Source organism: Streptomyces sp. NPDC050161, from assembly GCF_044460025.1.
GTDB lineage: Bacteria > Actinomycetota > Actinomycetes > Streptomycetales > Streptomycetaceae > Streptomyces.
Genome location: NZ_JBITJM010000004.1, coordinates 243,206 through 256,800, shown reverse-complemented (window position 1 = coordinate 256,800; position 13,595 = coordinate 243,206). Strand labels below are relative to the sequence as shown.

Below are 13,595 nucleotides of genomic sequence, written 5' to 3'. Positions count from 1 at the left end.
TCGGTCAGATCCTCTCGGGCGTGGCGGTGTGCGGGGTGGTGGCGGTGTCGAGCGCGGCGAGGATGCCGCGCCCCCACTGGGGCTCGGGCAGCCGGCGCCGGTCCTCCTTGCCGTTGGCGTCGATGGGCAGTGCGTCGAGCGCCACGTACTCGGCGGGCAGCATGTGCCGGGGCAGCCGCCTCGCGAGGGAGCGGTGGATGGCGGGCGCGGTCGGCGGGGTGCGGGGGTCGGGGACGACGTAGGCGACGATGCGCTTGTCGCCCGGTGGTGCCGGGCGGGCGGCGACCAGGCAGGCGCGCACGCCGGGTACCTCGCCGAGCGCGGCCTCGATCTCGCCGGGCTCGATGCGGTAGCCGCGCACCTTCACCTGCTGGTCGGCGCGGCCCGCGAACTCCACGGTGCCGTCCGCGCGCAGGCGGCCGAGATCGCCGCTGCGGTAGGCGCGGCGGCCCGTTCCGGGTTCGGGAACGTAGCGCCGCGCGGTCAGTTCGGGGCGGTTGTGGTAGCCGCGGGAGACGGTGTCCCCTGCGATGAGGATTTCACCGGTCTCCCCCGGCGGCAGCGGGCGGCCCGCCGCGTCGACGATGTGGAAGCGGACGCCGGGCAGCGGCGTGCCCAGGGGCAGCGGGGACTCCAACTGCTCGGGGTCGCTGAGGAGTTGACGGCAGACGATCACGGTGGTCTCGGTCGGCCCGTAGACGTGCGCGACGGTGAGTCCGGGGTTGGCGGTCAGCGCGCACCGCACCCGGGCGGGCGAGACCACGTCGCCGCCGGTGACGACGGTGTGCAGGGGGGCGAGTGCCGTCGGGTCCTCGTCCACGATCTGGTGGAAGAGTCCGGCCGACAGCCACAGGCCGGTGGCGCTTGTGGCCTTGACCGCATCGGCGAGGTCGGCCGCGCCGAGTACGTGATCGGAAGGGAAGGCCAGGCAGGCTCCGTTGAGGAGTACGCCCCAGATTTCCAGGACCGAAGCGTCGAAGGAGAACGAGCTGCTCCGGAGCATCGTGCGGCCGGGGCCGCGCGCGGCGAAGTCCTGTGCGCGGCAGAAGGCGGTGACGTTGCGCTGTTCGACCAGGACGGCCTTGGGCAGCCCGGTCGATCCGGAGGTGTACATGGCGTACGCGAGGTCGTCGGGCGCGGCGGGCACGGGCCGCTGCGGCGCGCGGTCGGTTCCGTCGTCGTCGGGCCGGTCCGGGTCGATGACCCGGCAGCCGGCAAGACCGGCGGGCAGGGCATCGCCTGCGCCGGCGATCAGCACCCGGATGCCGCTGTCCCGGCGCATGTGGGCCAGCCGGTCGTCCGGGTAGGCCAGATCGAACGGTACGTAGGCGGCACCGGCCCGCACGACGGCCAGGATGTTCACCACGAACTGCGGTGACGGGACGGCGGCGACGCCGACCAACTCCTGGTGCCGTATGCCGAGGTGGCGCAGCCGGCCCGCCAGGCGGGTGGCCGCCGCGTCCAGTTCGCGGTAGGTGAGCCTGCCGTCGTCGCCGTGCAGGGCGACGGCGTCCGGGGTGCGGGCCACCCAGTGGCGGAAGGCTTCGTCGATCGTCACCATCGTGCGTCCTCCAGTCCGACGCCCAGCTCGTGCAGCAGTTCGCGCAGGAAGTCCTCGCCGGCGTCGGAGTTGGACGCGACGACAAGGCCGTGGCCGCGGTCGGGGTCCGACCAGGTCAGCGCGCGGAATCCGGGCACGCCCCCGGTGTGCCCGAACCACCGGCGGTCGCCGTACGGTTTGCCGATCACGCCGAGGCCGCCCGGGGTGCCGGGGTGCGGGCGGAGCATCTCGGCCGCCGCCTCGGCCCCGAGGAAGGCCGACGGGCCGCCGGTGACCGCCCGGTGGATCTCGATCGCGACCCGGGCCACGTCCCGCGGGGTGGACCACAGGCCGCCGGCCGCGGCCTCGGAGTACAGGTGCGGGCCCTCGGCGTACGGGCGCCCCGCCGCGTCGTGGTTGCGGGCGACCGTGCCGTCGTGGCGACGGTGCGCGTCGAGGGCGAAGCCGCTGTCGCGCATGTGCAGCGGGTCGAGCACCAGGGCCCGCATGAGGGTGGCGAAGTCCTGGCCCGTGACGTCCTCCAACACCTGTTGGACGACGGTGTAGTTGGAGCTGGAGTACAGGTACGGGGAGCCGGGCGGGCCGTCGGGGCGGACCGGTGGCGTGCGGGCCGGCGGGCGGCCGTCGAGTATCTCGCGGAGCGTGGGGACCGGCTCGTCCGCGCGGTGGCCGTGGTACGCCTGGGCGCCCAGGCCCGAGGTGTGGCTGAGCAGGTGGCGCAGGGTGACTCCGTCGCCCGGCAGCCGCCACGACGTCAGCCGGGTGTTGACGTCCGCGTCGAGGTCGAGCCTGCCCTCCTGCACCAGCCGCAGCACGGCAAGCGCGGTGACGTGTTTGCTGACCGAGCCGACCTGGAAGAGGGTGCGGTCGTCCACCCCGGTGGGGTCGTCGGCGCCCAGGGTGCCGAAGCCCCAGGCTCCGTGCGGCTCGCCGTCGGCGATCACCGCGATGCCCACGCCCGGCACCCGGTGCCTGAGCATCGGCAGCAGCGGCACCGGCGTCCCGGGGAAGAGCCGCGCGACGAACGGTTCGACGGTCCTTCGCGGCGGATGCGGGGCGGTGCCCTGCGCCACCAGTCCTGCCAGTCGGCGCAGGGTGCGTGCGGCGAGGTCGCGCACGGTGGCGGGGTCGAAGACGTCCCCTGCGTAGCGCCACTCCATGTGGAGAGCGCCGGCCAGGACAGCGGAGTCGACCTCAAGGAGGTGCGAGCGGCGCTGTCCGGGGTCGACCGGGGTGCCGAGGGTGTGCGGCAGGGGCCGCAGCGGCGCGTCGGACGGCCCGGTGGCGTCCCGGCGGCCGTGGTAGTTGAAGGCGACCTGTGCCTCGGGGCCTGACGGTCCGGTGGTGGTGCGGCGCAGGTGGCGGGCGATTCCGTGGCCGATGCCCCGGCCGGCGGGGGTGCGGACGTGCTCGCCCACCACGGCGACCCAGTCGGCGGTGTCGCCGGAAGCGGGACGGGTCAGGACGAGGGGCTGCACGCCGGTGAACCAGCCGACGGTACGGGAGAGGTCGACGTCGTCGAACAGCGGCTCCCTGCCGTGGCGTTCGACGTCGATGGCGCAGGTGTCGCCGCCGGTGAACTCGGTGAGGGTGTCGGCCAGGGCGGCGAGCATGAGGTGTTCGGGCTCGGCGCGGTATGCCGCTGCGGCCTGCCGGAGCAGGGCGTCGGTGGGCGCGGTGGGCAGCACGACCCGCTCGGTGCGGGAGCGGCCCTCGGTGTTGCGGGCGCCGCTGCGGTCCACCGGGAGGGGTTTCACTGCGGGCCTGGGCAGCGCCCAGTAGGCGGCCTCGGGGGCGAACTCCTCGCTGTCCGCGTACTCCTGGAGCCGTCGCGCCCAGTGGCGTACGGAGGTGGTCTTGGCGGGCAGGCGCCCGCCGCCGCACAGGGTGGTGAGGTCCTCGGCCAGGATGTTCCAGGAGACGGTGTCGACGGCGACGTGGTGGATCACCAGCAGCAGGCGGCGCGTCGGCTCGTCCAGGACGGCGCGCAGCAGGCGGCCACCGGCCAGGTCGAGCCCGGAGTGGGCGGCCTCCACGGCGGCATCGGTGTCCGCCGGGTCGCGCACCACGTGCAGCGGGTCGTCGTCCGGGGTGCCGGCCGCCAGGTGCTGGTGCCAGCCGTCCGGCTCGCGGGTCCAGCGCAGCCGCAGTGCGTCGTGGTGCTCGACGAGGGCCAGGAGCGCCGCGCGCAGGGTGTCGGCGGTCACGGCGGGGTCGACGTGCAGCAGCAGCGTCTGGTTGAAGCGGTCGCGCGGGCCGAGTTCCGCGTAGTGGCGCTGGATCGGCCCGAGGGGCACTTCCCCCGTGACGCGGCCCTGTTCGGCGTGGAGCGGCACCTGGCCGCGGGCGGCCTCGGTGTCCGCGGCGGCGGCGAGTTCCGCGACCGTGGGGTGGTCGAACACCATGCGCGGGGTCACGGTCAGACCGGCCTCGCGGCAGCGGGCCACGGTGTGGATGAGCAGGATCGAATCGCCGCCGAGCACCCGGAAGTTGTCGTGCACCCCGACCTGCGGTACCCGCAGGACACGGGCCCAGATCTCCGCCAGTGCCCGTTCGGTCGGGGTGCGGGGTGCGACCTGCGCGTCCTGGCCTGCCGCCGCGCCGTCGGGCTCCGGGTCGGGCAGGGCGGCCCGGTCGGTCTTCCCGTTGATGGTGAGCGGCAGGGCGTCCAGGACCACGAAGGCCCTGGGGATCATCACGTCCGGCAGTTCGGCGCGCAGCGCGGCCCGGGTCAGGTCGGGGTCGGCGTCGCCGGTCAGGTAGGCGACGAGCAGCCGCGCGCCGTCCACCGCCCGTACGTCGGCGACCGCGTCGCGCACTCCTGGCACCCGGCGCAGGGCGTCCTCGATCTCCCCGAGTTCGACGCGTACGCCGCCGAGCTTGACCTGGTGGTCGTTGCGGCCGGCGAACTCCAGGGCGCCGTCGGCACGTCGGCGGCCCAGGTCGCCGGTCCGGTAGAGCCTGCTGCCCGGCGGCCCGAACGGGTCGGGCACGAACCGTTCGGCGGTCAGTGCGGGACGCCGGTGGTAGCCCCTGGCCAACCCCGGTCCGCCGATGAACAGTTCGCCGGTGACGCCGACCGGCAGCGGCGCGAGGTCCGCGTCGAGGACGTGGACGGTGTTGTTGTCGATGGGCAGGCCGAGGCTGACCGCGCCGCTCTCGGCGGCGGCGTCATCGGCGGTGCACACCCGGCAGGTGGAGTCGATGGACACCTCGGTTGCGCCCCAGGTGTTGTCCAGGCTCACCCGGTCCCCGAAGAGTTCCCTGAACCGGCGCACCAGTGCGGGGCGCAGCGCCTCGCCGCTGGTGAGGACCGAGCGCAGTGCGGTCATGTCCGCGGCGCGCCGTGGCGTGAGGACGTCGAGGAACACCTCCAGGACGCTGGGGACGAACTGCACATGGACGACCGCGTGTCCGGCGACGGCTTCGGCGATGGCGTGCGCGTCGCGGTGCGCGCCGGGCGGCAGCAGGACGACCTGGCCGCCGTTGAGCAGCGGCCACAGGATCTCCACGGCCGCGTCGTCGAAGGTGAGCGTCGTCTTGTGGAGCACCGCGTCACCGGGCCGCAGCCCGTGGCGGCGCTGCATCCACGCCATCCGGTTGACCCAGCCGGCGTGGTGGGAGGCGACGCCCTTGGGTGCGCCGGTGGAGCCGGATGTGTAGTAGAGGGAGCACAGGTCGGCGGGTTGCGCGAGGGGTTCCGGGTCGTGGTCGGGCTCGTCCGCCCAGAGGGCGGGGTCGTCCAGGGCCAGGACGGGCGCGCCGGGCGCCCCGCCGTCCGGCAGGCCCTTCCGCAGGCGGGTCTGGGTGAGCACGGCCTGCGCGCCCGCGTCGTCGAGGAGGTACGCCTGGCGTGACGCGGGGTGTTCGGGGTCGACGGGCACGTAGGCCGCGCCCGACTTGAGGATGCCGAGCAGGCCGACGACGTGTTCCGGTGAGCGTTCGGTGCACAGCGCCACCAGCGATCCGGCGCCGATGCCCGCCCGGCGCAGCCGGTGGGCGACGCGGTTGGCCCGGGTGTTGAGTCCGGCGTAGGTCAGTGTGCCGGTGGCGGTGCGGACGGCGATGGCGTCCGGGGTGGCGGTGGCCTGGTCCTCGATGAGGGAGTGCAGGGTGCGGTCGTCGGGGAACGGTGTGGTGGTGGCGTTCCACCCGTGGACCACCTGGTCGCGTTCGCCGGGCGACAGCATCGGCACGTCGGCGGCGGTGCCCTGCTCCGTCTCGCACAGGCCCTTCAGCAGCGCCGCGGTCTGCGTGAGCAGCCGCTCGGCGGTGTACCGGTCGTAGTGGGTGCGCGCGCAGCCGACTTCGAGGGTGAGCACGTCGGTGTGCGCGGCCTCCAGCACGAGCGGGTAGCCGGTGCTGCGGGCCCGGGTCTCGGCGACCGGGCGGACCCCGGGCGGCAGGGTGGCGCCGCCGGTGTCGGTGAACACCACGAGGCTGTCGAACAGTTCGCGTCCCGCGGGTACTTCGGCGGCCCGCCGGACGTCGGGGAGCGCGACGTGGGCGCGTCCCGCGACGTCCGTGACGCGCGCGTGGACGTCGCCGAGCAGGTCGGCCAGTGGGCGGTCGGGGCCGGCCGCGACGCGCAGCGGCAGGGTGTTCATCAGCAGCCCCACCATGCGTTCGACGCCGTCGATGTCGCCGAAGCGGCCGGAGACCGTGGTGCCGAAGACGACGTCCCCTTCGCCGCTGGTGCGCGCCAGCAGCAGGGCCCAGGCGGTGTGGACGAGGGTGCCGACGGTGACGTGGTGGCGGCGGGCGGTGCGTTCCAGGGCGGCGATGAGACCGGGGGGCAGGGGGCGGCGCGCGGTCCACACTCCGTCGGCGTCGCCGGTGGGGCGGCTTCCGGGCAGCGGTGTGGGCCGGGTGAAGCCGGCCAGGGCGGCGCGCCAGTGGCCGGCCTCGGCGCCCGCCTCGTCGGCTGCGGCGCGTGCGCCGAGCCAGCGCAGGTAGTCGCGGAACGGTGGCGGCGCCTGGGTGTCGGGGAGGCGGCCGGTGTCGCGCCGGGTGCGGTACGAGTCGAACGCCTCGGTGAACAGGGTGTGCAGGCTCCAGCCGTCGAAGACGATGTGGTGGGTGGTCCACACGAAGCGGTGGCGGTCGTCGGCGACGCGGATCAGCAGGAAGCGGGCGGGCGGCGCGGCGGCGAGGTCGAAGACGGTCCGTCCTTCCGCCTCGGTCAGTGCGGTGAGGCGCTCCTCCTTGCGGTGCGGGGGCAGCCCGGACAGGTCGGCGTGGTCGAAGCGGGGCGGCGCGGAGCGGTGGACGACCTGGACCGGGTGCGGGAGTCCGGCCCAGCGGAAGGAGGACCGCAGGATCGCGTACCGGTCGACGATGCGGGCCCACGACTCCTCGAAGGCGGTGGCGTCGAAGGCACCGTCGATGTCCACGGCGAAGGTGCGGACGTAGTCGCCCGTCTCCGCGAGGGTGTGCAGCAGCAGCCCGGTCTGGAGGGGGGAAAGGGGCAGCACGTCCTCGGTGTCCTGGCGCCCGGTGGCGTGGCGGAGCGCGTCGAGTGTCGCCTCGTCGAGCCCGCACAGCTCGAAGGGGCGGGTGGCCACGGCGGGGGCCGGGGCGGGGGTGTCCTGCTGCGCGGCGGCCAGTGCCTCGACGGTCGGGTGGGCGAAGAGGCGGCGGGTGGTGACGGGCAGTCCGGCGTCCCTGGCGCGCGCGGCGACCAGGACCGCCTTCATGGAGTTGCCGCCGAGGGCGAAGAAGTCGTCGTGCACGCCGACTTCGGTGGCGCCGAGTACCTGCGACCAGATGGTGGCCAGGGTCTGCTCGGCGGGGGTCCGCGGGGCGGTCCGGGTGTCGGGCGCGGCCGGTTCGGGGGCGGGCAGGGCAGGGCGGTCGATCTTGCCTGCGGCGTTGAGCGGCATCCGCTCCAGGACGGTCAGCCGGGCGGGCACCATGGCCCTGGGCAGTTCCGTGCGCAGGAAGGCGCGTACATCGGACGGGTCGGGGGCGCTGCCCACCAGGTATCCGGCCAGGAACTCCTCGCCGGTGGTGTCCCGTCGGACGGTCACCGCGGCCGTGGCGACGTCGGGGTGGCGGGTCAGGGCCTCCTCGATCTCGCCGAGTTCGATGCGGTGGCCGCGGATCTTGACCTGGTGGTCGTCGCGTCCCAGGAACCTGATCCGGCCGTCCGCACGGCGGGCCGCGAGGTCGCCGGTCCGGTACAGCCGCGCACCCGGCGGCCCGAAGGGGTCGGGCACGAAGGCACGGGCCGTCAGGGCGGGGCGCGCGTGGTAGCCGCGCCCGACCCCGGCCCCGCCGAGGTACAGCTCGCCCGGCACGCCGACCGGTACCGGCCGCATCGCCTCGTCGAGCACGTAGGCGGTGGTGTTGGGCAGGGGCCGGCCGATGGTGACCTCGCCTTCGCCGGCGTCGACCTCTTCGTGGGTGGCCCAGACGGTGGCCTCGGTGGGGCCGTAGACGTTGACCAGGCGGGGCAGGCGGGCGGTGAGTTCCGCGGCGAGCGGCCGGGTCAGCGCCTCGCCGCCGACGAGGCCCACGGCGACGGTGTCATCGGGGCCGAACCCGGCGGCGATGAGCAGCTGCCAGCCGGACGGGGTGGCCTGGACGTGGGTGACGCCGTGCGCCCGGATCAGGGCGCGCTGGGCGGCGGCGTCCCACCGGGCGTCGTCCGGCACCACGACGACCCGGCCGCCGGTGGTCAGCGGCACGAACATCTCGACGGTGGAGATGTCGAAGGACAGGGCGGTCAGCCCCAGCCACACCTGGGGGGTGCCGGGTGCGAGGACGTCGGCCATGGCGGCGACCAGCAGGGCGAGGGAGCCGTGGGTGATCTCCACGCCCTTGGGCCGGCCGGTGGAGCCCGAGGTGTACAGCACGTAGGCGAGGTCGTCCGGGCGCGGCGGCCCGGCCGTGACGGTGCTCTTCTCCCCGGGGGTGCCGCCGAGGGGAGCGCGGACGTCCACGGTCGTGACGCCGGGCGGGGCGGCCACGTCCCCGTCGGTGAGCTGGACGCGTACGCCCGCGTCGGACAGGACGTACGCCGCCCGCTCCTCGGGGTAATCGGGGTCGACCGGCACGTAGGCCCCGCGGACCCGCCACACGGCGAGTACCGCGGCGAGCAGGGCGGCCGAGCGGTCCAGGCGCAGCGCCACCCGGTCACCCGGGCGCACTCCTGCCGCGCGCAGGCGTGCCGCCAACTCTTCGGCCCGTGCGTCCAGTTCGGCGTAGGACCAGGTGTCCGTGCCGCTGGTGACGGCTGCCGCACGCGGGGTGCGGGCCAGTTGGCCGGCGATCATCTGCGGGACGGTGGTGGCGGCGGGGTAGTCCCGCGCGGTGTCGTTCCCGCGGTGCACCACGAGGTCGCGGTCGCTCTCCGGGAGGATCGCGAGGTCGGCGATGCGGGCGTCGGGCGCTGCGGCGGCGGAGGCGAGGAGCCTGCCGAAGGACGCGAGCAGCCGTCCGGCGTCGTCGGGGTCCACCCGGGCGTCGTCGTGGATGAGCTGGGCGCACGCCCCGCCGGCGGCGAGCCTGACGTTCAGCATCAGCGGGTAGCCGCTGTTCTGGTGCACCGGGCCCATCCGCACCCGCAGTCCTTCGAGGTCGGCGCGTTCGGCGGCGGCGAGGTTCTGCAGGACGAGGATGCTGTCGAACAGCCTGCGGTCGCCGGGCACTTCGGACCAGTCGTGGATGTCGACGAGCGCGCAGTGCTCGACGTCGCGCAGTGCGCCGAGTTCCCCGCCGAGCCGGGTGAGCCAGGCGCCGAGCCGGTCGTCGTCGGTCCAGCGGACGCGCACCGGGAGGGTGTTGGAGAGCAGTCCGACGGTCCGTTCGATGTGCGGGATGTCCACCGAGCGGCCGGAGACCGTGAGTCCGAACAGGACGTCGCTGCGGCGGCTCCACCGTCCCAGGAGGAGCGCCCAGGCGCCTTGGAGCACGGTGCCGAGCGTGCAGTGCCGTGCGCGGGCCAGCCGGGTCAGGTCCTCGATCAGGCCGGGTGCCAGGGCGAGTTCGGCGGTGCGGGCCCGGCCGGCGGGTCTGTCCTCGTCGGCCGGGCGCACGACGGGCACGGGGGTGGGTTCGGTCAGCCCGGCGAGCGTCTCGCGCCAGTGGTGTTCGGCCGCGCGGGGGTCCTGGCGCTCCAGCCATGCCACGTAGGTGCGGTGGGACACCGGTGCGGGCAGGTCGCGGGGCGGGCGTCCGTCGCGGCGCAGCGCGGTGACGGTGGCGAGTACCTCGTTGATGACGGGGCCGATGCTCCAGCCGTCGGCGATGACGTGGTGGCTGTGCCAGACCAGGTGGTGGGTGGCGGGTCCGGTGCGGATCAGGTGGAGGCGGTGCGGCGGGGTGCGGAACAGGTCGAAGCCACGGCGGCGTTCCTCGGCCAGCAGGGCCTCCAGCCGGGTGCCGACGCCGTCGGCTGGGGTGTCGGTCCAGTCCAGGACGGTGAGGTCGACGGGGACGTTCCGGTGCACCACCTGCAACGGGCGCGGCAGTCCCGCCCAGCGGAAGGAGCAGCGCAGGGCGTCGTGCCGGTCGACGACGTGCTGCCAGGCGGGGGCGACGGTGTCCGGGGCGAGGTCGCCCTCGATCTCCCAGCGGTACTGGGTGAAGTAGGCGTCGCCTTCGGGGTCGTGGACGGCCTCGAACAGCATGCCCGCCTGGAGCGGGGTGCACGGATAGATGTCCTGAACGCCGCCGGGTTCCGTGTCGGACAGGATGCGGTCGAGGTCGCCCTGGCCGAGGCCGGCGAGCGGGAAGTCCTCCGGGGTGGCGGCGGGTGCCGTCGGGGCGGTTTCCGGCGGGACGACGACGGCGGCCAGTTCGGCGAGGGTCTGATGGGCGAACACCTGGCGCGCGGTGAGGGTGTAGCCGGCCTCGCGTGCCTTGGACACCAGGAAGACGGCGCTGACCGAATCGCCGCCGAGGGCGAAGAAGCTGTCGCGGGGGCCGATCCGTTCGACGCCGAGCAGCTCGGACCAGAGTCCGGCCAGCACGCGCTGCGGTCCGTCGGCGGGCAGTTCACCGGCGGCGCCTTCGGCCTCGATGCGCGGCGCGGGGAGGCGCTTGCGGTCGGCCTTGCCGTTCGCGGACAGCGGCATGCGCTCCAGCGGTACGAGGACGGCGGGCACCATGACCGCCGGGAGCGCGGCGGCGAGGTGCCTGCGCAGTTCCTCCTCGGGGACGCCGCCGACGACATAGCCGACCAGACGGTCGCCGGCGGGGGCCTGCTGGACCACCACCACGGCTTCGGACACGTCGGGGTGCTCGGCCAGCCGGGCCTCGATCTCGCCGAGTTCGATGCGGTGCCCGCGGATCTTGACCTGGTGGTCGTTGCGTCCCAGGAACCGGATGTGGCCGTTCGGGCGTCGCACCGCCAGGTCGCCTGACCGGTACAGCCGGGCACCGGGCGGACCGAACGGGTCCGGGACGTACGAGCGTGCCGTCAGGGCGGGGCGGGCGTGATAGCCGTGCCCCACACCGGCCCCGCCCACGTACAGTTCGCCCGGCACGCCGATCGGCACCGGCCGCATCGCCTCGTCCAGCACATGGACGGTGATGTGGGGGGTCGTGGTGCCGACGGTGATCTCGGCGGCGGGGTCGGTGACATCGCCGTAGGTGGCGTACACGGTGGCCTCGGTGGGGCCGTAGCAGTTCATCACCCGCCGGGCCGTCCGGCGCATGTCGTCCGCGAGCGACGGGGACAGCGGCTCGCCGCCGGTCATGGCCACGGCGAGCCGGGGCAGCCGGGCCGCGGACAGGAGGATGCGCCAGCCCGACGGGGTGGCCTGGACGTGGGTCACGCCGTGCGCGCGGATGATCTCCGCAGCCGCGGTGGCGTCCCGTCCCGTTCCCTCCGGGGTCAGTACCACCCGGGCGCCGGTGATCAGCGGCAGGAACAGCTCGGGCACCGCGATGTCGAAGGTCGGTCCGCTGAGGCCGAGCCAGACGTCCTGCGGCCCGGAGTCCAGCCGGTCCCGCAGGCCGCACAGGAAGTTCAGCACCCCCGAGTGCTGCACCGCCACGCCCTTGGGGCGGCCGGTGGTCCCGGAGGTGTAGAGCACGTACGCCAGGCTCTTCGGGTGGAGGGCGGTGCGGGCACCGGCCGCGGTGGCGGGGACTTCGCCGGATGCGGTGGCCTCGTCGTCGAGGTGCAGGACGGGCAGTGCGCCGCTCGGGACCGGCCGGCCGCGTTCGGCGATCACCAGGGCCGCGCCGGCGTCCTCCAGCATGGTCCGCAGCCGCTCGGCCGGGTGGTCGAGCGACAGCGGCAGGTAGGCACAGCCGGCCTTCCACACACCCAGCAGCGCCACCGCGAGCCGTTCGCTGCGCGGGAGATGGACGGCGACGAGCGCGCCGGGTGCCACACCAGCGGCCAGCAGCCGGTCCGCGGCCAGGTCGGACGCCTCGTCGAGCCGGCGGTAGGTCAGTGTCGTGTCGCCGAAGACGACCGCGGGCGCGTCGGGGGTGGCCGCCACGGTCGCGGCGAAGCGGTCGAGCACGGTGCCGGCCGGCGGGGTGCCCGTGGTGTCGTGCCACTGCGTCACCATCCGCTCCTGGTCGGCGGCGGACAGCAGGTCCAGGGCGCCGACGGTGGTGTCCGGCGCGGCCACGGCACGGGTGAGGACCTCGACCAGCGAGTCGAGCATGCGCTCCACCGTGTCCGGTTCGAACAGCGAGGTCTCACCGACCAGGTCGAGCCGGACACCCTCGTCCAGGTTCACCGCGATCAGCGACAGGTCGACCTTCGCCGATGCCGCGCGCACCCGTTCGCGCTCCACGGCCACACCCGGCAACTCCCAGACGTGCTCGCGGGATTCGATGCACTGGAACATGGCCTGTGACAGCGGGTTGCGTGAGCCGTCGCGGGGCAGCCCGGCGTCGGCGACCAGCTGCTCGAAGGTGAGGTCCTGGTGTTCCAGCGCGCTCACGACGACCGCGTTGACGCGGTCCGTCAGCGTCGCGAACGTGGGCGCGCCCGTGGCGTCCATGGGCAGCGGCAACGTGTTCGCCAGCATGCCGATCAGCGGTTCCGTCCCGGCGGAGACCCGGCCTGACACCGGCGTCAGCACGGAGAACCGTTCCTGTCCGCCGGTCCAGCGGTGCAGGAACGCCGTGTACACCGTCAGGACGGCCGTGTACAGGGTGACGCCACGGCTGCGGGCGTACCCGCGCAGGGCGGAACTCGTCTCCGGGGAGAGCAGCCGGCGGGCGCCGTGCCCCCAGAACGTCGGGGTGGGCGGGCGCACATGGTCGGTCGGCAGCTCCAGGACCGGGGGGACGTCGCGCAGGGCCGCGCGCCAGTGGTCCCGCTGCGCGGTGAGCAGGTCGCCGGACAGGCGGGCCGACTGCCAGGCCGCGTAGTCCGTGTACGTCACCGGCAGTTCGGGCAGGACCGTCCGCAGGTCGTCGGCGCCCGCGGCACCGGCGGCGTACAGGGCGCCGAACTCCCGCCCGAGCACTCCGCAGGACCACTCGTCGGCGACGCAGTGGTGCAGGTTGAGCACCAGCAGGTGCGTGTTCTCGTCGCAGGTGGCGAGCACGGCCCGGAAGACCGGGCCGCGCTCCAGGTCGAACGGTTCGCCGATCTCCTGCTCCGCGAGCCGGACGGCGGCGTTCGGCCGTGCGGCCGGCGGGAGGCCGGTCAGGTCGGCCTCGCGCAGCGCGGCGGGCGCCGGGGGCAGCGCGGTCTGCGTCGGCGGGCGCCCGTCCCTGAAGACCAGCCGCAGCGACTCGTGACGCTGGACGAGCGCATCGAGCGCGCGCCGGACCGCGGCACGGTCGAGCGTGCCGGTCAGGCGCAGTACGCGGTGCACACTGAACGTGGAGTTGTCCGACAGCAGACGGTCCGCCACCCACAGGTTGTGCTGGACGGGCGCCAGCGGTACGGCATCCCCGGCCGGCCGCCGGGGAATGCCGCCCGCGGCCTGTGCCCGTTCCGTGCCCGGCCCCGTGCGCCCGTGCAGCCGCTGGTGCAGCAACGCGCGCTTCTCCGCGGTCAGCACCCGCCCCTCCCCCGGCCTCTCACTGGTCACGACGTCCTCCCACGGCTTCG

At 74.6% G+C, this 13,595-nt stretch carries 2 protein-coding genes; both read right to left on the bottom strand.

The window, feature by feature from the left end; all coding sequences use genetic code 11:
- Window positions 1-4 precede the first annotated feature (4 nt).
- On the bottom strand, window positions 5-1,561 hold the full coding sequence (locus ACIBK8_RS08935) for an amino acid adenylation domain-containing protein (RefSeq protein ID WP_399040989.1): 1,557 nt from the start codon (window positions 1,559-1,561) through the stop codon (window positions 5-7).
- Entirely contained in the window at window positions 1,555-13,575 is a 12,021-nt protein-coding gene (locus tag ACIBK8_RS08930; RefSeq protein ID WP_399040988.1) for an amino acid adenylation domain-containing protein, read from the bottom strand. Before ACIBK8_RS08930 ends, ACIBK8_RS08935 begins: the two co-directional genes overlap by 7 nt.
- Window positions 13,576-13,595 lie beyond the last annotated feature (20 nt).

Coding starts and splice junctions, on each gene's coding strand:
- ACIBK8_RS08935 (WP_399040989.1), bottom strand. CDS start 1,561: ATGGTGACGATCGACGAAGCCTTCCGCCACTGGGTGGCCCGCACCCCG.